The sequence below is a fragment of the Streptomyces sp. Root431 genome, assembly GCF_001426585.1.
Lineage (GTDB): Bacteria > Actinomycetota > Actinomycetes > Streptomycetales > Streptomycetaceae > Streptomyces > Streptomyces stackebrandtii.
Genome location: NZ_LMEI01000003.1, coordinates 1 through 21,692, shown reverse-complemented (window position 1 = coordinate 21,692; position 21,692 = coordinate 1). Strand labels below are relative to the sequence as shown.

At 73.5% G+C, this 21,692-nt stretch carries 20 protein-coding genes; 7 read left to right on the top strand and 13 right to left on the bottom strand.

Going from position 1 to position 21,692, the window contains the following annotated elements; all coding sequences use genetic code 11:
* Positions 1-25: 25 nt before the first annotated feature.
* The 7 genes from ASC82_RS04275 to ASC82_RS04245 form a co-directional block, all read right to left on the bottom strand.
* The gene (locus ASC82_RS04275) at positions 26-1,087 is read right to left on the bottom strand and encodes a hypothetical protein (RefSeq protein WP_199862459.1); all 1,062 of its coding nucleotides are present in this window, start codon (positions 1,085-1,087) and stop codon (positions 26-28) included.
* Positions 1,044-1,925 (bottom strand): iron uptake transporter permease EfeU, encoded by an 882-nt coding sequence (efeU, locus tag ASC82_RS04270; protein ID WP_056641787.1) that lies wholly within the window; start codon positions 1,923-1,925, stop codon positions 1,044-1,046. Before efeU ends, ASC82_RS04275 begins: the two co-directional genes overlap by 44 nt.
* An 18-nt stretch (positions 1,926-1,943) precedes the next feature.
* Positions 1,944-3,206: an iron uptake transporter deferrochelatase/peroxidase subunit gene (gene efeB, locus ASC82_RS04265; protein ID WP_056641784.1), complete on the bottom strand. Its 1,263-nt coding sequence runs from the start codon at positions 3,204-3,206 to the stop codon at positions 1,944-1,946.
* Positions 3,207-3,230: 24 nt separating this feature from the next.
* Positions 3,231-4,388, bottom strand: a complete 1,158-nt coding sequence (gene efeO, locus ASC82_RS04260) for an iron uptake system protein EfeO (RefSeq protein ID WP_056641781.1) — start codon at positions 4,386-4,388, stop codon at positions 3,231-3,233.
* Positions 4,389-4,542: 154 nt separating this feature from the next.
* Entirely contained in the window at positions 4,543-5,433 is an 891-nt protein-coding gene (locus ASC82_RS04255) for a heme ABC transporter ATP-binding protein (protein WP_056641807.1), read from the bottom strand.
* Positions 5,434-5,555: 122 nt separating this feature from the next.
* Positions 5,556-6,647, bottom strand: a complete 1,092-nt coding sequence (locus tag ASC82_RS04250) for an iron ABC transporter permease (RefSeq protein WP_056641778.1) — start codon at positions 6,645-6,647, stop codon at positions 5,556-5,558.
* Positions 6,644-7,681, bottom strand: coding sequence for an ABC transporter substrate-binding protein (locus ASC82_RS04245; RefSeq protein WP_056641775.1), 1,038 nt, complete (start codon positions 7,679-7,681; stop codon positions 6,644-6,646). The genes ASC82_RS04250 and ASC82_RS04245 overlap by 4 nt, the downstream gene beginning before the upstream one ends.
* A 115-nt stretch (positions 7,682-7,796) precedes the next feature.
* Between ASC82_RS04245 and ASC82_RS04240 the strand changes: the two genes are divergently transcribed.
* Positions 7,797-9,233 carry an HtaA domain-containing protein gene (locus ASC82_RS04240; RefSeq protein WP_056641767.1) on the top strand — a complete coding sequence of 479 codons (1,437 nt, stop codon included), beginning with the start codon at positions 7,797-7,799 and terminating at the stop codon, positions 9,231-9,233.
* A 96-nt stretch (positions 9,234-9,329) separates the two neighbouring features.
* Complete coding sequence (locus tag ASC82_RS04235; protein ID WP_056641762.1) at positions 9,330-10,994, top strand: HtaA domain-containing protein; 1,665 nt, start codon at positions 9,330-9,332, stop codon at positions 10,992-10,994.
* Positions 10,995-11,119: 125 nt separating this feature from the next.
* Here ASC82_RS04235 and ASC82_RS04230 read toward each other — a convergent pair whose 3' ends face one another.
* A complete protein-coding gene (locus ASC82_RS04230; protein ID WP_157863431.1) occupies positions 11,120-13,213 on the bottom strand; it encodes a VCBS repeat-containing protein in 2,094 nt (697 codons plus the stop codon).
* Between the two features lie 83 nt (positions 13,214-13,296).
* On the opposite strand from ASC82_RS04230, the gene ASC82_RS04225 reads away from it, so the two are divergent.
* Positions 13,297-13,965: a PhzF family phenazine biosynthesis protein gene (locus ASC82_RS04225; protein WP_056641756.1), complete on the top strand. Its 669-nt coding sequence runs from the start codon at positions 13,297-13,299 to the stop codon at positions 13,963-13,965.
* 63 nt (positions 13,966-14,028) lie between these two features.
* On the opposite strand, the gene ASC82_RS04220 is transcribed toward ASC82_RS04225, so the two are convergent.
* Together ASC82_RS04220 and map are read right to left on the bottom strand one after the other, a co-directional pair.
* Complete coding sequence (locus ASC82_RS04220; protein ID WP_056641755.1) at positions 14,029-14,679, bottom strand: biliverdin-producing heme oxygenase; 651 nt, start codon at positions 14,677-14,679, stop codon at positions 14,029-14,031.
* Positions 14,680-14,793: 114 nt separating this feature from the next.
* Positions 14,794-15,651, bottom strand: coding sequence for a type I methionyl aminopeptidase (map, locus tag ASC82_RS04215; protein ID WP_024759301.1), 858 nt, complete (start codon positions 15,649-15,651; stop codon positions 14,794-14,796).
* Between the two features lie 61 nt (positions 15,652-15,712).
* Between map and ASC82_RS04210 the strand changes: the two genes are divergently transcribed.
* Positions 15,713-15,946, top strand: a complete 234-nt coding sequence (locus tag ASC82_RS04210; RefSeq protein ID WP_056641752.1) for a hypothetical protein — start codon at positions 15,713-15,715, stop codon at positions 15,944-15,946.
* 93 nt (positions 15,947-16,039) lie between these two features.
* Here ASC82_RS04210 and ASC82_RS04205 read toward each other — a convergent pair whose 3' ends face one another.
* Both ASC82_RS04205 and ASC82_RS04200 read right to left on the bottom strand, forming a co-directional pair.
* On the bottom strand, positions 16,040-17,344 hold the full coding sequence (locus tag ASC82_RS04205) for an MFS transporter (RefSeq protein WP_056641804.1): 1,305 nt from the start codon (positions 17,342-17,344) through the stop codon (positions 16,040-16,042).
* Positions 17,345-17,609: 265 nt separating this feature from the next.
* Entirely contained in the window at positions 17,610-18,212 is a 603-nt protein-coding gene (locus tag ASC82_RS04200; RefSeq protein ID WP_056641749.1) for a hypothetical protein, read from the bottom strand.
* A gap of 105 nt (positions 18,213-18,317) precedes the next feature.
* On the opposite strand from ASC82_RS04200, the gene npdG reads away from it, so the two are divergent.
* Both npdG and ASC82_RS04190 read left to right on the top strand, forming a co-directional pair.
* Positions 18,318-19,040 carry an NADPH-dependent F420 reductase gene (gene npdG / locus ASC82_RS04195; protein WP_056641747.1) on the top strand — a complete coding sequence of 241 codons (723 nt, stop codon included), beginning with the start codon at positions 18,318-18,320 and terminating at the stop codon, positions 19,038-19,040.
* A gap of 24 nt (positions 19,041-19,064) precedes the next feature.
* Positions 19,065-19,307, top strand: coding sequence for a hypothetical protein (locus tag ASC82_RS04190; protein ID WP_185909462.1), 243 nt, complete (start codon positions 19,065-19,067; stop codon positions 19,305-19,307).
* A 12-nt stretch (positions 19,308-19,319) separates the two neighbouring features.
* Here ASC82_RS04190 and ASC82_RS04185 read toward each other — a convergent pair whose 3' ends face one another.
* Positions 19,320-20,114 carry a site-2 protease family protein gene (locus ASC82_RS04185; RefSeq protein WP_056641743.1) on the bottom strand — a complete coding sequence of 265 codons (795 nt, stop codon included), beginning with the start codon at positions 20,112-20,114 and terminating at the stop codon, positions 19,320-19,322.
* A gap of 190 nt (positions 20,115-20,304) precedes the next feature.
* Here ASC82_RS04185 and ASC82_RS04180 point away from each other — a divergent pair.
* Positions 20,305-21,692, top strand: a 1,388-nt coding sequence (locus ASC82_RS04180; protein WP_199862458.1) for a BTAD domain-containing putative transcriptional regulator, incomplete at its 3' end; no start/stop codon positions are given.

The window sequence follows — 21,692 nt, the reverse complement described above, 5'->3', positions numbered from 1 at the left end:
CGCCGAGGCGGGGGCGGGCCTGGTGCTACGAGCCCGCCGCTCCCACCACGCCCTGGAGCCGGCCCGCGATCGTGACCCCGTCCCGGTCCGTGCCCGCCGGCTTCACCAGGACCGCCTGGTTCGACACCCACTCCTTGGTGACGGTGCTCTTCACCTCGCCCGTGAGCAGCGCCTTGACGTCCGGGTCGACCTTCGGCCGGTAGCCCTTCGCCGCCGTCTGCCGCTCGAAGTACCGGGTCGCGAAGAACACGAACGCGCCGCCGTCCTTCGTCCGCAGCCCCAGCGGGGCGAAGTCCCCCTGGTCGGCGACGCGGTCGATGTACTGCGTGGCGAGCCCCGGACGCTTCGCGGTCTTCTGCCGCTGCTCGCGCCACAGCGAGGTGTGCGGCCCCGCCGCGTACGGCCCCGGCTTCCCGTCCTGGAGGTAGGCCACGTACGCCGTCCCGAGGTCCTCGGGCGCGACGGCGAGGGTGTCGGTGTCCGCGGGGACCGGCACCGCGTACCCCTCCTCCTCGGCGAACTCGGGTACCGCCCCCGCGGTGAGGACCACCAGGTGGGCGACCTCCCACAGCTGCTCGGGCCCGTTGCGCACGAAGGCGAGGACCCAGCGCTGGTCGGCGCGGCCCTCGTCGACGTCCGTGTTCGAATCGGTGTCCGCGACGAACCAGCGCGGCCAGCCCGCCTTGCGGGGCACGACGAACCGCGCGTCGGTCAGTTCGAGGGGCCGGTGGTTCGCGTTGCCGCCGGGGCTCGTGACCGCCCGCGAGCGCAGGCCCGCCTGGTTGATCGCCCCGAGCGGACCGGTGACCCGGCTCGAGTCCAGGGCCGGGTCGTGGGCCTTGTCGGCCCGGTTGTAGGCGGTGGTGAAGTCGGCGAGGGCCTGCGCGGCCTCGGTCTTCGTCACCGCCGGAAGCAGTGCCGTCTCGCCGTGGACCGTCACGCAGCCGCTCGCGGTCAGCGCCAGGACGGTGACGGCCGCGGTGGCCGCCAGCGCCCGCACCGGTCGCGCCGAAAGGCGCAGGACCGGTCCCGCCGTCACACGCTCAGCCGGTCGTCTCGGCGCTCGCCCCAGCGTCAGCCTTCTCATCGGTCGCCTTCTGCTTCTCCACCCGCACGGACGGACCCGACCCTATCGGGGCGAGGAACAGCGCGAGCGTCGGGATCAGATACAGCGCCCACACCGTGACCTGAAGGACCGTCGGGTCCGGCTGGAAGTTGAAGACGCCCTTGAGGAGCGTGCCGTACCAGCTGTCCGGCGGGATCGTCGCCGAGACGTCGAAGGCCTTGTCGGCGAGGCCGTCGAGGAAGCGCGCCTCCTGGAGGTCGTGCACGCCGTACGCGAGGACGCCCGCCGCCACCACGACCAGCATCCCGCCGGTCCATGTGAAGAACTTCGCCAGGTTGATCCTCAGCGCGCCCCGGTAGAACAGCCAGCCCAGCAGGACCGCCGTGAGGAGGCCGAGGACGACCCCGGCCAGCGGCGCGTACGAGCCGTCCGAGGAGGCCCGTACCGACGCCCACACGAACAGCGCCGTCTCCAGGCCCTCGCGCCCCACCGCCAGGAACGCGGTCGCGACCAGCGCGCCCGTCCCCATCTGCAGGGCCGCGTCCAGCCGGCCGTGCAGCTCGGCCTTCAGGTGCCGGGCCGTGCGCCGCATCCAGAAGACCATCCACGTCACCAGGACGACGGCGACGATCGACAGCGTGCCGCCGAGCAGCTCCTGCGCCTCGAACGTCAGCTCCTGCGAGCCGAATTCGAGACCCGCGCCGAAGGCCAGGGCCACCCCGACGGCCACGCCGATGCCGATCCAGATCGGCTTCAGCGCGTCCCTGCGCCCGGTCTTCACCAGGTACGCGATGAGGATGCAGACGACGAGACTGGCCTCCAGTCCCTCGCGCAGGCCGATCAGATAGTTACCGAACACGTCGGTTCCCCTCCTCGATCACGAGAACAGCGCCCTGCCCCACCAGTCGTCCTTGTCCCGGACGCCCGGCGGGACCGCGAACAGCGCCGAACCCACGTGCTGGATGTATTCGTTGAGGGCGTCGGCCCCCAGCGAGGTCTGCACCGGGATGAAGCCGGTACGGACGTCCTTCTGGTACGCCAGGAAGAACAGGCCCGCCTCCAGCCGGCCGAGGCCGTCCGTGCCGTCCGTGAAGGAGTAGCCGCGGCGCAGGAGCGTCGCCCCGCCGTTGGAGTCCGGGTGGGCGAGCCGGACGTGCGAGTCCGGCTTCATCGCCTTCAGGAACGGCTCGTCGTGCTCCTTGGCCTTGCCGACCGGCGCGCCCTCGCGCTTGTCGCGGCCGAAGATGTCCTCCTGCTCGCCGAGGGGGGTGCGGTCCCAGGTCTCGACGTTCATGCGGATGCGGCGGGCGACGAGGTACGAACCGCCGTCCAGCCACGCCGCCGGACCCTCGGCGTCCTTGCCGGAGACCCAGACGTGCTTCGCGAGCCGCTCGGTCTCGGTGCCCGCGATGTTGCGGGTGCCGTCCTTGAAACCGAAGAGGTTGCGCGGGGTCTGGGCGTCCGGGGTCGTCGAGGACGTCTTGCCGAAGCCCAGCTGCGACCAGCGCACCGCGACCTTGCCGAAGCCGATCCGCGCGAGGTTCCGGATGGCGTGCACGGCGACCTGCGGGTCGTCCGCGCAGGCCTGGATGCAGAGGTCGCCGCCGCTGCGCGCCGGATCCAGGTTGTCGCCCGGGAACTTGGGCAGTTCCACCAAGGCCCCGGGCCGCTTGTCCTTCAGCCCGAAACGCCCGTCGAAGAGCGTGGGGCCGAAGCCGATCGTGAGGGTGAGACGGGACGGCTTGAGGCCGAGGGCCTCGCCCGTGTCGTCCGGCGGCGCCTCCGCGAGACCGCCGTACGCGCCCTCGCCGACCTCGGCGCCGGCCGTCATCCGCTCGGCGGCCCGCGTCCAGTCCTTGAGGAGCTGCACGAGCTCCGCGCGGTCCTTCGTCTTCACGTCGAAGGCGGCGAAGTGCAGCCGGTCCTGGACGGCGGTGGCGATGCCGGCCTGGTGCACGCCGTGGAAGGGCACGGCCCCGCCGCTGTCCGCGACCGGGACGGTGGCGTCCCCGTCCCGGGTCAGGGCGACGGCGCCGCCGGCCGCGGCGGCGCCGAGCGCGAGCCCGGCACCGCCCCAGCCGATGACCTTGCGGCGGGAGGGAGCGGCGTCGGGCGCCTGCTCCCGGGTTTCCTCGGACATGTCCCGTCCCCGATCTCTCGACGCTTACTTGACGACGGCGGCGGCGAGCTTGGAGAGCGGCTCGGCCAGCGCGTTGACGCCGTCCGACAGCTCCTTGCGCGCGGCCGGGGCGACCTTCTCGTAGGACGTGAAGACGTAGCTGTTCTTGTCCGTGCGGTACTTGTCGAGCAGCGCGTTCAGCGCGGCGAACTGCTTGTCGAGCTCGGCGACGAGCTTCGGGTCGTTCTTCGTGGCGACCGGCTTGAGCAGCTCGAAGGACTTCTGCGCGCCCTCGACGTTCGCCTTGAAGTCGACGAGGTCGGTGTGGGAGTAGCGCTCCTCCTCGCCGGTGACCTTGCCGGTGGCGACCTCGTCGAGGAGCTCCTTGGCGCCGTTGGCCATCGAGGTGGGGGTGATCTCGGCCTTGCCGACCCGCTTCACCCAGTCCGCGAGGTCCTTGTCCAGGGTGTCCGCGAGCTGCTTCTCGTGGGTGCCGAGCTTCTTGTCCTTCCAGAGCGCCTTCTCCAGGCGGTGCCAGCCGGTCCAGTCCTTCGCCGGGTCCTGGCCGGGCTCCAGGCCGTCCTCGCGGACGTCGACCTTGGGGTCGATGTCGCCGAAGGACTCGGCGACCGGCTCGGTGCGCTCCCAGCCGATGCGGGACTCGGCGTAGGCCTTCTTGGCGGCCTCGACGTCACCGGCGCGGACGGCGTCGGTGAAGACCTTCACCTTGGGGAGGGTCGCGTCGGCCTGCGCCTGGACGTACTGGCGGTAGGCGGCGACGGCGGTGTCCATCTCCGGGGAGCGCTTGGCGGTCGCGGCGCCCGCGCCGGTGAGCTTGACCTGCTGGCGGATGCCCTCGCCGACCATGCCGGGCTTGCAGGCGATCGTGTAGTCGCCGGCCTTGATCTCGGCGGTGATCGTGGCCTTGGTGCCCGGGCCGATGTTCTCGCGCTCGGTGACGATCCGGTCGTCCGGGTGGAGGACGTAGACCTCGGTGACCTTGGAGCCGCGGTTCTCGACGGCGAGCTTCACGTGCCCGGCCGGGAACTCCTTCTTCGACACCTCGCAGGAGTCGTCCTTGGCGATCACGGTGACCGCGTCGTCCCCGGCCTTGGGGTCGCTCTTCTCGGCGCAGCCCGTGACGGCGGTCAGGGCGGCCGCGGTAGCGGCGGCGGTGACGACGGAGAGGCGTACGGCTCGCATGGGGACTCCAGGAACGCGGGGACATGGGTGAGGCGGACCTAACTTAACCGAGGCTTACCTCAGTCATACCCCTGCGTCCGGTGATTCAGCTCTCAGCTCCGGAGGGCCGGACACAGGCGGATCACAGGGTCCTCATGGAGTTCCCACGGAGAGGTCAAGAGCGGGTCAAGGAGGGGGAATTGTCCGGTTTGAGGGATGGGGTGGCGCGGATCGGTACGACGAGGGGGACCCCGGTCCGCGGGTGCGGGAAGACCTCCACGGGCTGCCGGTAGACCCGGCTCAGCACCTCCGCGTCGAGCACCTCGGAAGGCGGACCGTCCGCCGCGATCCGGCCGCCGTGCAGCACCGCGACCCGGTCCGCGTGGGCGGCGGCGAGCCCTAGGTCGTGCAGCACGACCACCACCGCGTCCCCGGCCGCCGCGCGCTCGCGGCAGACCCGGAGCACCAGTTCCTGGTGGCGCAGGTCGAGCGCGGCGGTCGGCTCGTCGAGCAGCAGGAGCCCGGTCCGCTGGGCGAGCACGCGGGCCAGCGCGACCCGGGCCCGCTCGCCGCCCGACAGCGCGGAGAACGGCCGCCCGGCGAAGGCCTCGACCTCGGTCGCCGCCATCGCGAGGGCGACGGCCGCCTCGTCCTCGTCCTCCCGCCCGGTCCCGGCCCAGGGCGCCCGGCCCATCCGGACGACCTCGGCGACGGGGAAGGGGAAGGAGAGCGCGGCGGCCTGCGGCAGCACCGCCCGGCGCAGGGCGAGTTCACCGGCCGCCCAGTCGCCGGCGGGCCGTCCCCCGATCCTTACCTCCCCGGCGCTCGGGGCGAGATCGGCGGCGAGCGCGGCGAGCAGCGTCGACTTCCCGGCGCCGTTGGGCCCCACCAGGGCCAGGACCTCCCCGGCCCGCACCCCGATCCCGACGCCGTCGAGCACCGCCCGGCCGCCGAGCGCGACCCGCAGCCCGCGCGCCTCGGCGACGAGCTCGCCGCGCGCGGCGGGGGAGGGGAGCGCCCGGGTGCGGCGGCGCGGGAGCAGTGCCCGGAGCCGTACGAACGCCATGGACGCCACGGAGGTCGTGGATGCCACGGAGGTCACCGGCGCCACGGAGGTCGCCGGTGCCGTGGAGGCCACGGGTGCTGTGGATGTCTCGGGTGCCGTGGATGCCACGGGGCCTGTGGATGTCATGCCCAACCACCTTGCTTGCGACGGGTCCTGCGCAGCAGCCAGAAGAAGAAGGGGCTGCCGAGGAGGCCGGTGAGGACGCCCAGGGGGAGTTCGGCCGGGGCCGCGGCCGTACGGGCCGCCAGATCACCGGCCGCGAGGACGACCGCGCCGCCCAGCGCGCTGCCCGGCACCAGGAAGCGGTGGCCGGGGCCGTTCGCCATCCGCAGCAGGTGCGGGACGAGCAGGCCGACGAAGGTGATGATCCCCGCGACCGCCACGGCCGCCGCGGTGAGCAGCGCCACCACCAGGATCAGCGCGATCCGCAGCCGCTCCACGTCCACGCCCAGGTGCCGGGCGGGCCGCTCGCCGAGCGCGAGGAGGTCGAGCCGGCGGGAGTGGAAGGGGGCGACGGCCAGACCGAGGAGCGCGCAGGGCAGCACGGCGAGGACCTTGGGCCAGGTGGCCTGGGCGAGCGAGCCCAGCTGCCAGAAGGTGATCTGGGTGATCTGCGCGTTGTCGGCGAAGAAGATGAAGAGCCCGATCAGCGCGCCCGCGAAGGCGTTCACGGCGATGCCCGTGAGGATCAGGGTCACCACCTCCGTACGGCCGCCCGAACGCGACATCGCGTACACGAGCAGCACCGTCGCCAGGCCGGCGACGAAGGCGCAGACGGTCACCGTCCAGTTCCCCAGGAAGGTGAGCCCGAGCGCGATCGCGCCGACCGCGCCGACGGCCGCGCCCGCCGAGATGCCGATCACGCCCGGCTCGGCGAGGGGATTGCCGAACACGCCCTGCATGAGCGCGCCCGCGCAGCCGAGCGAGGCGCCGACGAGGACGGCGAGGACGACCCGGGGGAGCCGGATGTTCCACAGGACGCTCTCGGCCGTGCGGTCGAGCGCGTGCCCGCCGAGCCCCATCCGGTGCTGGACGGAGGCGAGGACGTCGCCGAGCGGGATCTCGTACGCCCCGATCCCGGCGGACAGGAGGGCGAGCAGGAGCAGGGCGGCGAGGAGGCCGACGGTGAGGACGGTGGTGCGGCCGCCGCGCCGGGTGGGCGCCGCCGTCGCCGGGGGTTCCGGCGTGGCCGGGGCCTCCAGGAGCGCCGTCACTTGCCCTCCCCGTACAACTGGCCGACCAGGGACTTCAGGACCCGGTCGGTGCGCGGGCCGTAGTTGAGGAGCACGCCGTCGTCGACGGAGACGACCCGCTTGGCGGCACCGGCCGGAGTCTGGGCGACGCCGGGAATCCGCACCAGGCCGTCGATCCCGCCGACGGAGTCGAGCCCCTTGCTCATGACGAGGATCGCGTCGGGCGCGGCCTGCGCGAGGGCCTCGCTGGTGAGGGGGGTGAAGTCCTTCTCGAGGCCGGACTCCTTGCCCGCGTCGACCACCCCGGCCGCTTCGAGCAGGGAGCTCGCGCCGGACTCGGCGCCGCCGAGCAGATAGACGGCGGCCGAGCCGCGGACGTAGAGGAAGGCGACCCGCGGCTTCTCCTCGCGGGCGGGGATCCCCTTCCGTACGGCGTCGATCCGCTCCTCGGTGCGCTTGTTGAGCGCCGTGCCGGAGTCGCGCACGCCGAGGGCGGCTGCGACCGCGTCGATGCGGGTGCCGACGTCGGCGAGCTCCTTGGCGGGCTTCACGACGACGAGGGGGATGCCCGCGTCCCGGATCTGGGCGACGGCCTCGGCCGGTCCGGTGGTGGACTCGGCGAGGACGACGGTGGGCCGCAGCGAGAGCACGCTCTCGGCGGAGACGTCGTGGGCGCGGGTCACCACCGGGAGTTCCGCGGCCTGTTCGAAGGTGGCGGTGATGTCGCGGGCGACGACCTTCCCGCCGAGACCGAGGGTGAAGACGATCTCGTTGAGGGAGCCGCTGAGCGGCACGATCCGGTCGGTGGAGGTGACGGTGACCGTGCGCCCGTCCGCCGAGGGGACGGTGACGGGCAGTCGGGGCGCGGCCGGGGCGGCGAGCGGCTCGACCCGGTCGGGGACGGCGGCGGGGGCCTGGGCCGCGGCCGCGGTCGTACCGCCTCCGCTTCCGTTCCCCTTCCCGCTTCCGTTCCCGCTTCCGTCACCGCAGCCGGTCGCCGCGAGGGCGAGGGCGAGCACTGCTGTCAGCGCTCCCGCGAGGCGAGTTCTGCGCACCGGACACCGTCCTGTCGTCGTTCGTTCTGCCGCGTACGGGCCGGCGGGGTTCCGGCCGAGGCTCGATGTAGCTTAGGTTAGCCTTACCTCACTTGCTAGTCCTCGGAGGGGTTCCATGACGCTGTCCAGACCCGCCCGCGCGCTCGCCGTGACCCTGTTCACGGCCCTGCTCGCCGCCCTGATCCCGGCCTCCATCGCCCACGCGGAGAACCGCACGGTGCAGGGCGGGCGGCTCGACTGGGGCGTCAAGTCCTCCTTCCAGAGCTACGTCACCGGGCCCATCGCCCAGGGGAGTTGGGGCCTCACCGGCGGCGCCGCCACGGTCGGCGGCAGCCAGTTCCGCTTCCACTCCGCGCAGGGCTCGTACGACCCCGCCACCGGCGCCTTCGAGGCCGCCTTCACCGGCGGCGTCCACTTCACCGGCCACCGGAAGGCGGACGGCACGAACGAGCTCGACCTCACCATCAGCCGCCCCCGCGTCGCCGTCCAGGGCGGACGCGGCACCCTCTACGCCGACATGGCGAGCAAGGCCAAGGGCAGCGGACGCATGAGCGTCACGGCCCAGGTGCCGCTGGCCACCCTGAACCTCGCCGACATCGACATGCGTGGTGGCGGCAGCCCGGTCGCCCTCACCGGCGTCCCGGCCACGCTCACCGCGCAGGGCGCCGCCGCCTTCGCCGGCTACTACCCGGCGGGCACGCAGCTCGACCCCGTCAGCCTCACCGTCGACGTCAAGACGCCGGACAGGACCACCCCGCCGGCCACCCCGTCGACGACAAAGGCCCCCACCCCCACCACCCCTTCGCCCACGGCGAGTTCCCCCACCGCACCCGCGAGCACCGGTGCCCTCCGGACCGCCGCCGTCGACTGGGGCGTCCGCCGCACCTTCCGCGAGTACGTCACCGGGGCCATCGCCCAGGGCAAGTGGACCCTCGCCGACGGCGCCCAGGACGGCGGCGCGCTCTTCCGCTTCCCGTCCGGCACGGGCACGTACGACGCGAAGGAGCAGACCCTCGACGCGTCCTTCGCGGGCAGCGTCCGCTTCACCGGCGCCCACCTCGACCTCACGCTCGCCGGGGTCACCGCGAAGGTGACCGGCGGCAAGGGCACGCTCAGCGCCGACGTCACCAGCGCAGGGACGACCACGAAGGCCGTCCCCCTCGTCACCTTCACCGCCCGGGACTTCACCCCGGAGAACGGCCTCGCCGCCGTCACCGAGGCCCCCGCCACCCTCACCGAGGGCGGCGCCAAGGCCTTCGGCGGGATGTACAAGGCGGGGACCGCGATGGACCCCGTGTCGCTCGCCGTCACCGTCGACGCGGCGGCGAAGCTGCCCGCGCTCCCGGACCTCGGCAGCGGGGCCACGTCCTCCGCCGCCCCGACGAAGACGGCCGCTTCGACCGGCCCTTCCGTAGCGGCGGCCGGGACCTCCACCACCTCCGACTCCTCCACCGGCACATACGTCGCGATCGGCGCGGGCGTGTTCCTCGCCGCCGCGCTCGCGGTCGGCGTCGCCGTACGCCGCCGCCGTACCGGCACCCCGGGGGCCTGACCCCCTCCATGGGCTTACCTCTGCCCCCGCCCCCACGCCCCGCCCCGCGCGCACCCCCTGCGCCGCCCCCGCGCACCACCTAGGAGAACCCCCGACATGGCCACCCCCTTGCGCCGATCCGTCACCCTGGCCGCCGCCGTCGCCACGGCAGCCGCCCTCGGCACGGGCGCCGTCGCCCTCGCCCTGCCCGCCTCGGCGGCCGACGCCCCGCCCCCGATGGCGCTGAGCGACGGCACCCTGGACTGGGGCATCAAGCAGTCCTTCCGCTCGTACCTGGCGCAGCCCTTCGCCCACGGCAAGACCACCGTCGAAGGCGGCGCGAAGCAGGCCCCGGGGAACGGCGTCCTCACCTTCGTCGACGGCACCGGTACGTACGACACGGGCACCCACGCCACGGCCAACTCCTTCAAGGGCGGCGTCCACTTCGAGGCCCACTCGGGCGCCCTCGACATCCGGATCTCGGACGTCAGGCTCACGACCAAGGGCACGGCCGCGTCGACCGGCGAGATCACCGCGGACGTCGTCACCAAGGAGAAGGACGGCACCTTCAGCACCCGCGACGACGTGCCCTTCGCCGCGCTCGACATGACGGACGTGCGGCCGGCCCAAGGTGCGGGCGGCGCCATGGTGTTCAAGGACATACCGGCGAAGCTGACGAAGGGCGGCGCCGCGGCGTTCGCGGGCTTCTACAAGGAGGGTGACCAGCTCGACGCGGCCACGCTCACGGTGAAGCCGGGCGCCCGGCCGACGACCGCCCCGCCGACGACGACCCCGCCGACCACCCCGCCGCCCACCACCCGGCCCCCGACCACGGCGCCGACGACCACCGCCCCGACGTCCCCCGCGCCCACCACCACGGCCCCGACGTCCCCGGCCCCCACCACCACGGCGCCGACCTCCCCGGCCCCGACGACCACGGCGCCCACCACCGCCCCCGCGACGCAGACTCCGGCCGACCCCTCCGCCGTCGTCGACGGCAGGCTGACCTGGGGCGTCAAGCAGAGCTGGCAGCGGTACGTCAGCGGGATGTGCGGCGGCTCCGTCACCGCATCCGGCGGCGCCGCGAAGCGGGGCTCCGCCTACGACTTCGGCTTCGTCAAGGCCGACCTCGACGCCGACGCCCGCAAGGTGGAGGCCGCCTTCTCCGGCAGGCTCGCCTTCGTCTGCGCCGCGCACGGCATCGACTGGACCGTCACCGACCTGAAGGTGAAGGCAACGGGCACCACCGGAACCCTGACCGCCGACGTCAGCAGCGCCGTGGGCAAGCGGAACGACGTGCCGCTGGTCGACCTGGACCTGTCCGAGGCCGACTGGACCGTGAACAAGGGGCTCGTCACCCTCGCCGACATCCCGGCGAAGCTGACGGCGGCCGGCTCCGCGACGTTCTCCGCCCCCGGCGGCCAGGGCGGCTACCCCGCGGGCACCGCCATGGACCCGGTGACCGTGACCCTCGCGGCCGACGAGGACGCCTCGCTGCCCTCGACCTCCGGGGGCTCCACCTCGACGACCGGCGGCTCGGGCACCACCGGCGGGTCCGGCACCACCGGCGGCTCGTCCACCACGGGCGGCGGCGGGACCGTCGGCGGCACGGCCGGCGGCGCGGGCACGGTGGGCGGCTCCGGTTCCGTCGGCGGCTCCGGAGCCCTCGCCGCCACCGGCTCGGGCACCCCCACCGGCCTCCTCCTCGCCGCCTCCGGCCTGATCGCCGGCGCGGGCGCGGCCATCGTCATCGCCGTCCGCCGCCGCGCCATGGAGTCCTGAGCGGCACCCCTCTACCGCCACCCCCCAACAGGCAGGGCCGCACCCGATCCTCGGGTGCGGCCCTGCCGCCCGCTGGGGCGTGTTGCGAAAGTCCCGCGTGCCTGGCGACGCCTGGCACGCACGCCCTAGCGGGCGCCCCAGCCCAGATCGACCGGGGCGGCGGCGCCCAGACCGCCGAGGCGGCCCGGGTAGAGCCGGGCCGTGCCGTCCTCCCAGACGGCGAGGACGTCCGGCAGACCGTCACCGGTCAGGTCGCCGACGCCGGCCATGGTCCGCACGATGCCCCAGCCGGTCGACAGCTCCTTGCGAGCGCCGAGGCCCCCGGACGTGTTGCCCGGGTACAGCCACAGCTTTTCCTCGGCGTCGTCCACGGCGAGGACGTCCGGCCGGCCGTCGCCCGTCAGATCGCCCGCGCCCGTCACCAGGCGCATCGTGTTCCAGCTCGTCCCGATCTTGTGACTCGCACCGAGACCGCCCGCCCGGCCCTCGTAGAGGTACGCGTCGCCGTTGTCCCAGATGGCCATGAGATCCGGCTTCGCGTCGCCGGTCATGTCGCCGACCCCCGTCATGCGCGTCACGACGCCCCAGCCGGTGGCCGAGACCGGCGTACGGCCGCCGAGACCGTCGGCGACGCCCGGGTAGAGCCACAGGGCCCCGCCGTCGTCCACGGCGAGGACGTCCGGCCGCGGGTCGGTGTCGAGGTTGCCGACGCCGGCGACGAGGCGCATGGAGTCCCAGCTCGTACCGATGGACGAGCGGGCGGACACGCCCCCCGCGGCCCCGGGATACAGGACGAGGTTGCCGTTGCCCCGGCCGGCCGATGCCGACGCCTTCGGCCGGATCGCGATCACGTCCGGCAGAGCGCTTCCGGTCAGGCTCCCGCCGAGGCCGGTGAGGGAGCGCACCGGCAGTTCGGGCCGGGGCCATCGGATGTGGAAGACGGTGAGGTTCCCGGGGGCCTCGTTGATGGTCCACAGCTCGTCGGTCGCGGGCCAGTACGAGACGTTCTCGTTGTTGATGCCGGTACGCGTCCACAGGCGCACGGGCTCACCGGGCCAGGCGTGGTAGAGGCAGCTGGGGATGTTCGCCTTCCCCTCGACGAACTCGGGGCACGGCGCGGAGACGACGAACCGTCCCCGGTTCATCGCGATGCCCTGCGCCCCGCTCACGGTGGAGGTGTAGGCGGCGGACGGCCGGGCCCTCTCGACCTCGACCGTGGGGTTCTGACCCGTCGTCTCCTTCGCCGTCCGGGGCAGTCCCGTGGCGTCCAGCGGCCAGCGCAGGATCACCCCCGGGTCCAGGAACTGCTGCTGCTGGTTCGCCTGCACCCCGTACAACTCGGAGGTGACGAGGGCCGGTTCGGGGCCGCTCAGGTCGAGCGAGGCGCCGGTGAAGCACGGCGGCGCGGGCTCGGCGGCGTAGGTGCCGCAACTGCCGGCCGTGTACTCCGCGTACCGGAACTCGTCGAGCAGCGGCAGCGCGTACTCGTACCCGGGGGTGTAGTACCTGCCGTTCGAGACGCCGAAGGCGGTGCCGCCCGGGTCGGTGTCCCAGAACCGGGCGAGGTCGAAGAGCGCCATGCCGGCGCCGGTGGAGACGTACAGGCGGTTCTTGTACCAGGTCACCGAGTGGGCGTGGCCGGTCAGAGCGGTGTAACCCGTGGCGGTCGGCTTCACGAGTGCGACATGCCGGTATTTCACCTGCGCCGGATCGGTCACGTCCGCGAAGGTGACCCGGATCGCCCCTCCGGCCGTCTTCGGGTACCAGCCGGCGACGACGATCCGCCGCCCGCCCACGAGGGCGGCGTTCTCCGGCGCCTCGCCGGAGCCCGTGAGGCCCTGGGCGACGTGGGAGTACCCCGTGGCCACGTCGTCGGCCGTGTCCCAGCAGAAGCCCTGGGCGCCCGCCGCGTCGGTCGCGTGACACAGCGGCCGCCCGGTCCGGTTCAGGCCGGTCAGCGCGGCGCCGATGCCGACCTTCGGCACCCCGCTCGTACCGTTCTCGACCGCCGCCGCGTCCCGCGCGTAGTGGGTCGTCCCGTCCGCCTCCGTCAGCCGAGCCGACCACGTGCCATCGACCGGCCGGCTCACGATCGTCGCGGCGACGACCTCGCCGTTCGGTACGGTCGCCGCCGCTGCCTGCTGCGGCAGCAGACCGACGAGCAGCAGCCCCGCCGCCAGCACTCCCGTGACGTGACCGCCACGTCCCCAACCGGGCATGAGAAGGCCCCCCTCCGTCGTGTTCCCGTACGGAACACACGAGGTCGGCACAGTAACCCGGCTTCGGATGCTTCAATTCCGACATGAACACGACCGCCACTGACATCGACGTCCTCCGGGTCTTCTGTGCGGGCGACGGCCGCCACGGCAACGCCCTCGGAGTCGTACGGGACCCCCGTCACCACCCCGACGAGGCCTCCCGGCAGGCGCTCGCCAAGGAACTCGGCTTCAGCGAGACGGTGTTCGTGGACGACCCGGAGCGCGGGCACGTCGACATCTACACCCCCGGCGTGCGGCTGCCGTTCGCCGGATACCCGCTCATAGGCGCCGCCTGGCTGCTCGACCTGGAGGTCGTCTGCCCGCCGGCCGGTGAGGTGTGGGTGCGCGGGGACGGGGAGTTCACCTGGATCGCGGCGCGCGCCGAGTGGGCGCCGCCCCGGACCCTGCGCCGGTACGCCTCCGTGGCCGAGGTCGACGCGCTGGAGGTGCCCGAGCCCGGCGAGTGGATCTACGCCTGGGCGTGGCAGGAGGAGGCCGCGGGCCGGATCAGGGCGCGGGGCTTCCCCGGGCGCGGCGACGGCATCGACGAGGACGAGGCGACCGGCGCGGCGGCGCTGCTCCTCACGGCCGAGCTGGGACGGGCCCTGAACATCACGCAGGGCCGGGGTTCGCAGCTGCTCACCGCCCCCGGCCCTGACGGCATCGTGGAGTTGGGCGGACGCGTCCGCCTGGAGGGAACCCTCACGCGCTGAAGCTCACGTGCCGGATATTCACGCGCCGGGCATTCACGAGCCGGTCCCTCACGCGCCGGTCCCTCACGCGCTGAGCGGGAACTCGCCTCCCAGCTCGTGGAAGACCGCGCTGTTGAAGTCGAAGGCGCGCTTGCACTCGTCGACGATCCGCTGCTTCTCCAGGTCGTCGGCGTTCACCGCGTCGAGCAGCTCCCGGTAGCCCCGCTTGAAGGCGGCGGGGTTGGCGATCTCCTCGAAGACGTAGAAGCGCACGCCGTCGCCCTTGCGCGCGAAGCCCCAGGTCCGCTCCGCCTTGTCGCGGATGATCTGGCCGCCCGACAGGTCGCCCAGGTAGCGCGTGTAGTGGTGGGCCACGTAACCGGCGGGCCAGTCACGGGCGCACTCCGCGACCCGCTCGGCGTACGCGACGGTGGCGGGCAGCGGGGAGGCCCCGGCGCGCCAGCCGGGGCCCCGCAGATGGGCGAGGTCCTGCTCCAGGGCGGCCGTGCGGAAGAGCTCGGGCTGTATGAAGGGCCCGGCGACCGGGTCCTCGCGCAGCGCCTCCGCCCCCTCCTCCAGGGCGCGGTACACGAACCAGAGCTGCTCCGTGTAGCGGGCGTAGGCGTCGACGGCCAGGCGTCCGCCCAGGAGGTCGCCCATGAAGGACGACGTCTCCGCCTCCGTGTGCTGCTCGTGCGAAGCCGTACGGATGAGCGTGGAGAAGGGCGTGTCCAAGGCGTGCCTCCGAGACCGATGGGACGGGAACCAGTGCCGATCCTGCCAAGTTAGGCTTACCTAAGTCAACTGGTTCCCGACGTCCTGTCGGTAAAGACGTACCCCTTCGGGAGGTCAGGGCAACGTCAGGATTTCGGCCCCGTTCTCGGTCACGACGAGCGTGTGCTCGAACTGCGCGGTCCGCTTCCGGTCCTTGGTCACCACGGTCCAGCCGTCGTCCCACATGTCGTAGTCGTGCGTGCCCAGGGTCAGCATCGGCTCGATCGTGAACGTCATGCCGGTCTTGATCTCGGTGGTGTGGTGGGGCGAGTCGTAGTGCGGGACGATCAGGCCGGAGTGGAACGACGAGTTGATGCCGTGCCCGGTGAAGTCGCGGACGACCCCGTAGCCGAAGCGCTTGGCGTAGGACTCGATGACCCGCCCGATGATGTTGATCTGGCGGCCCGGCCGGACGGCCTTGATCGCCCGGTTCAGCGACTCGCGGGTCCGCTCCACGAGCAGGCGCGACTCCTCGTCGACGTCGCCGCAGAGGTAGGTGGCGTTGTTGTCGCCGTGGACGCCGTTGATGTACGCGGTGACGTCCAGGTTCACGATGTCGCCGTCCCGCAGCACCGTGGAGTCCGGGATGCCGTGACAGATGACCTCGTTGATCGAGGCGCAGAGCGACTTCGGGAACCCGCGGTAGCCGAGGGTCGAGGGGTAGGCGCCGTGGTCGCACATGTACTCATGGGCGACCCGGTCGAGCTCGTCGGTGGTGACGCCCGGAGCGATGTGCTTGGCGGCCTCCTCCATCGCCTGCGCGGCGATGCGGCCGGCGATCCGCATCCGCTCGATGGTGTCGGAATCCTGCACCTCGGGCCCGCTGTACGGGGTCGGGGCGGGCTTCCCGACGTACTCGGGGCGGCGGATGGAGCCCGGGACGGAGCGGTGGGGGGAGAGCTCCCCCGGAACGAGAAGCGACTGGCCAGACATGTCAGCGAGTCTAACGACCGCGTCTGGGGCAGCATGGTCTCGGAGGAAGGAGCCGACGACGATGGCCCTGTTCAAGAAGAAGACCGCGGGCAAATCCGGCGAGTGGTACTACTGCCTGGAGCACAAGAAGGTCGAGGAGGGCCCGGAGTGCCCGGCGAAGAACCGATTCGGCCCGTACACCAGCCGTGAGGAGGCCTCCCACGCCATGGAGACCGCCCGCGAGCGGAACCTGGAGTGGGAGACCGACCCGCGCTGGCACGAGGGCGGGCGCCCGGACGGGAACCCCGAGGCCTGACCCCCGCCGGGAGGCGGGGGAACCCGAGGCCTGCCCCCGGGAGGCGGGAAGACCCCCGAGGCCTGACTGACACCGGGAGGAGGCCGGGACCGCTCAGGCGGCCCCGGCCTCCTGCTGGGCGGCTTCCTGCCGGGCGACGGCCTCCTGCTGGGCGACGGCCTCCTGCTGGGCCTTGCGGCGCAGCGAGTCCTCGTCCGTTTCCGAGTCGTACGTGAGCAGCTTCGGCAGTGCCAGGCAGAGCAGCCCCACCGAGGCGACACAGGCCACGCCGCCCGACCAGACGGCCGCCCTGGTGCCGGTCCACCCGGCCATCCCGCCCGCCCGGACCTGGCCCAGCTGCGGGCCGACGCTGTAGGACAGCACCTCGATGCCGGCGAGCCGCCCGCGCAGCTCCTCCGGGATCGTCTGGTTCCAGATCGTGGCCCGGCCGAGACCGCTCAGCATGTCGCCGGCGCCCGCGAAGGCCAGGCAGAGCAGGACCAGCCAGACGTTCCCGAACCAGCCGGCCGCCGCGATCGCCAGACCCCAGCCGGCGGCGCCGCCGACCACGAGCAGCCCGTGGCGCCGCACCTTCGACGTCCAGCCGCTGGTCAGACCGAGCACCAGCGAGCCGACCGAGCCCGCCGCGTACATCAGGCCGAGGGACCAGTCGGCGTCCAGCTCGTCCGCGAGGAACGGGAAGATCGTGTTCGGGAAGGCGAAGAACATCGCCGCGAGGTCGATCGCGTACGTGCCGAGCAGCACCGGCCGCGACCAGGCGTACCGCGCGCCCTCCGCGATGCCCCGCAGCGAGGGCTTCTCCGCGTCGTGCGCGGGCGGTGCGGGGGAGAGGCGGCGGCACATCAGCACCGAGGCGGCGAAGCCGACGATCGTCACCCCGTACGCCGGGGCGTGACCCGCGAGCGCGACCACGAGCCCCGCGATCGACGGGCCCGCGATGGAGCCGATCTGCCAGCGCAGGGAGTTGAGGGCCGCCGCGGCCGTCTGCTGCTCGTGCGGCACGATCCGGGCGAGCAGCGAGTCCAGCGCGGGACGCTGGAGCCCCGCGAGCGCGGAGACGCCGGCCGCGACCACGTACAGCGGCCAGAGCATCGGCTCCGGCAGCAGCGCGTTGAGCAGCAGGAGCAGGGCCAGCACCCCGAGCCCCGCCTCCGTCCCGACGATCACCTTCCGCCGGTCGACGGCGTCGGCGAGCGCGCCGCCGTACAGCCCGAAGACGACCAGCGGCACCAGCTCGACCGCGCCCATCGCACCGACCGCGAGCGGCGAGTTCGTCAGCTCCTTGATCTGGAGCGGCAGGGCGATCATTGCCATCGCGCTGGCGAAGTACGTCACGAGCCCCTGGATCCACAGGAGCCGGAAGTCGCGGGACGCGCGCCAGGGCGCCGGATCGGGCAGGAGGGCGGAGAGCGCGGCGAGCTTGGACGGCTTGGACGGCTCTGAGGGCTCGGAGGGCTCGGAGGGCTTTGACGAGGCGGAGGACACGAGGTGTCATGTTCCGGCCGGAAGAACGCCCGGGGCAACCGAATAAGCCGGTCGGCGGGCCGCGAGGACGGACGCTCGGCCGGTCAGCTGGCCGCGGGGCCGGATGCTCGGCCCGCCGACGGGCCGCGGGGACGGACGCTCGGCCCTCCGACGGACCGCGGGTCCCGGGACGCCCCGCCTACCAGCGGGCCGGTGGCGGCGCCGTCAGGCGGTCGGCGAGGTCGGACAGCCGGTCCCGGAAGCGACGGCTCCCGCGCGGCGACGGCAGGCTGTTCTCCCCGGCCGCCGCGCTCACCAGGTGCTGCACCGTGTCCAGGTCGACCTCCGCGTCCTCCGCCACCGTCAGCGTCTCGTGGGCGAGCCCCCGCACCTCCGCGTCGCCGCCGTCGAGCGAGAGCACCGTCGCCCCCGCCCGCCGGGCGTCGTGCACCCGCTGGAGCAGCCCCGCGTCCGGCCGCTCCGGCGCCACCATCAGCAGCGTCGCCCCGCGCCCCGCCGCCTCCAGACGGCCCAGCCCGACCGCCAGGTGCGCCGGATCGCCCGGTCGCACCCGGTGCCGTACGAGCGTGGGGGCCAGCTCCGGCAGCCCCGACCAGGCCGCCTCGTCGACGAGGTGCGCCGCCAGGTGCCAGGGCTCGTACTCCTCCGTACCGACGAGCAGCAGACCGCCCCGGTGCGGCACGACCGAGGACCGGAGCGCTCCGGCGAAGCGGCGGGCGGCCCGCGGCCACTCCGTCCCGGCGAGCACTTCCCGCAGCAACGCGACCCGTACGGCATCCATGGCCGGAATCCTGCCCCAGCGGCGCTCCACGCGTGGCCGGTTGTGGGGGGTTCCATCCGTACGGGACGGGCCCGGGCGCCGCGACCGCTCGGTAATGTCGGCCCCATGACTTCCTCGACTCCCTCCTCCGACCCCACCGCCACCCCCAAGGCCGCCCCCAAGGACCCGTGGGACCTCCCCGACGTCTCCGGGCTCGTCGTCGGCGTCCTCGGCGGCACCGGCGAGCAGGGCCGCGGCCTCGCCTACCGGCTCGCCAAGGCCGGCCAGAAGGTGATCCTCGGCTCCCGTGCCGCCGACCGCGCGCAGGCCGTCGCCGAGGAGCTCGGCCACGGCGTCGAGGGCGCCGACAACGCCGAGTGCGCCCGCCGCAGCGACATCGTCATCGTCGCCGTGCCGTGGGACGGCCACGCCAAGACCCTGGAGTCCCTGCGCGACGAGCTCGTCGGGAAGCTCGTCGTCGACTGCGTCAACCCGCTCGGCTTCGACAAGAAGGGCGCCTACGCCCTCAAGCCCGAGGAGGGCTCCGCCGCCGAGCAGGCCGCCGCGCTCCTCCCGGATTCGCGGGTGGCCGCCGCCTTCCACCACCTGTCCGCCGTCCTCCTCCAGGACGCCTCGATCGAGGAGATCGACACGGACGTGATGGTCCTCGGCGAGGAGCGCGCCGACGTCGAGATCGTCCAGGCGCTCGCCGGCCGCATCCCCGGCATGCGCGGCGTCTTCGCCGGCCGCCTGCGCAACGCCCACCAGGTCGAGGCGCTCGTCGCGAACCTGATCTCGGTCAACCGCCGCTACAAGGCCCACGCGGGACTCCGGGTCACCGACATCTGAGCCGGTCCCGGCCGGGCGCGCGGCATGGGGGACACTGGACGGGCACCAGCAGCCGTACCCGGACAGGAGCCGTCCCCCATGCCCCGCCTCGCCCTCTACGCCCTCGTGGTCTGCGCCCTGGCCGTCGCCGCGGCCGTCGTCTCCTTCGTCCAGGGCAGCTTCCTGGGCGTGATCTGGGTGCTCCTCGCGGGCCTCTCCTCGAACATGGCGTGGTACTACATCCGCCGCGCGAAGGTCGAGAAGCAGGCCGCCGAGCAGGAGGCCTAGGCCTTAGCAGCCTTAGACCTGGCAGAACTCCGGCGCCTCCTGCCAGAACCGGAAGAGCTGAGAACCGCAGTACCGGCTCTCCTCCGGCACCCCGAGGGCCTGCATCAGCGCGTCGATCGCGTCGAAGAAGGCGCCGTTGACCGCCGGCACGAACAGCAGCGCGATCACGATGAAGAAGCCGTACGGCGCGTACGGCTCGATCTGCCGCTTCAGCTTGTACGACAGCCAGGGCTCCACGACCCCGTAGCCGTCGAGGCCCGGCACCGGCAGCAGGTTCAGGAGCGCGGCCGTCACCTGGAGGAACGCCAGGAACGCCAGCGCGTACCGGAACGCGACGGGCACGCCGTCCAGCGCGCCCAGCCAGAACGGCGCCGTGCAGACCAGCGCGAAGAGGACGTTCGCCAGGGGGCCGGCCGCCGAGATCAGGCTGTGCTTCCAGCGCCCCTTGATCCGGCCCTGCTCGATGAAGACCGCGCCGCCCGGCAGACCGATCCCGCCCATGATCACGAACAGCACGGGCAGGATGATGCTCAGCCACGCGTGGGTGTACGCGAGCGGGTTCAGCGTCAGATAGCCCTTCGCGCCGACCGTGATGTCCCCGCCGTGCAGGGCGGTGCGGGCGTGCGCGTACTCGTGGAGACAGAGCGACACCACCCACGCCGAGGTCACGAAGAGGAACACCGCGAGCCCGGGCAAGGCGGCGAAGTCCGTCCACACCGCCCAGCCGGTGACGGCCATGACGGCGAGGATCGCCAGGAAGACGGGGCTGATCCGCCGTTCGTGGCGCCGGGTGGTGGCCGTGCTCATCGCGGGAACTCCCAGGGGACGAAGGGCTGGTGTGCGGGAAACGTACCGGGTGTCCGACGAAGTTCCGGCGCGGGGCGCCGCTCCCGGCCCGTCCCCGCACCGGACCCACCCCTCTCCCTCCCCCCCCAACACCCCACCCCCCGCGCGCCCCGCTGCCCGAGTCGGACGCCTTCTCGCGGAGAATGGGGGCGTGCGTTACTCCCTGCTCGGCCCGACCCTCGCCCATACGCCCGACGGAGCCGACGTGACCGTCGGTGGGCCGCGGGTGCGTGCGCTGCTGACCGTCCTTGCGCTGCGGGCCGGACGGACCGTGCCCGTGCACGCCCTCGTCGACGAGGTCTGGTACGGCGACGAGCCGCCCGCCGACGCGGTCGCCGCGCTCCAGGCGCTCGTCGGGCGGCTGCGTCGGGCCCTCGGGCGGGCCGCGGTGGTCTCGGCGGACGGCGGCTACCGGCTCGATGCCCGGCCCGAGGACGTCGATGCCCACCGCTTCGAGCTGCTCGCGGCGGAGGGCGCGGCCGCGCTCTCCGGCGGGGACGCCGTACGGGCCGCGGCCCGTCTCGACGAGGCCCTCGGCCTGTGGCGCGGGCCCGCCCTCGCCGACCTGCCGGACCGGGACACGGAGGCCGCCCGCTGGGAGGCCCGCCGTCTCGACGCCCGCCGGGCCAGGCTCGACGCGGCCCTCCTGCTCGGCGAGGCCCCCGCGGTCCTTCCCGAGCTGACCGCGCTCTGCGCCGCCCACCCCCTCGACGAACCCCTCCAGGCCCTGCGGATCCGCGCCCTGCGGGACACCGGCCGCGCCGCCGAGGCGCTCGCCGCGTACGAGTCGGTCCGCCGCGCCCTCGCCAACCGGCTCGGCACGGACCCCTCCCCGGCCCTGCGGGCCCTCCACGCGGAGCTGCTCGCCCCGGCGGCGCCCGCGAGGCCGGAGACGCCGAAGCAGCCCGTCCCCGGGAACCTCCGCGCCCGGCTCACCAGCTTCGTCGGGCGGGACGAGGACATCGCCGGCCTCCAGGAGTCCCTGCGGTCGGCCCGGCTCGTCACCCTGCTCGGGCCCGGCGGCGCCGGGAAGACCCGGCTCTCCCAGGAGGCGGCCGAGCGCGGGGCCGAGGCCTGGCCGGACGGCGTGTGGGTGGCCGAACTCGCCGCGGTCACCGACCCGGAGGCCGTCCCCGAGGCCGTACTCGCCGCCGTCGGCGCCCAGGAGACCGTCCTGCGCGGTGCGGGAGCCGAGGAGCTGCGCGGCGGGGGCGATCCGCTCGACCGGCTCGTCGAGCACTGCGCCGGGCGGCGGATGCTGCTGCTCCTCGACAACTGCGAGCACCTCGTCGCGGCCGCCGCCGAGCTGGCCGAGACCCTCCTCGCCCGCTGCCCCGGACTGCGGGTCCTGGCGACGAGCCGGGAACCGTTGGGGGTGCCGGGGGAGGTGCTGAGTCCGTTGGGGCCGTTGCCGGTGGGGATGGCGTTGCGGCTGCTCGGCGAGCGGGGTGCGGCGGCGCGGCCGGGTTTCCGGGTGGGGGACGATCCGGAGGCGGCGGAGGAGGTGTGCCGTCGGCTCGACGGTTTGCCGTTGGCGAT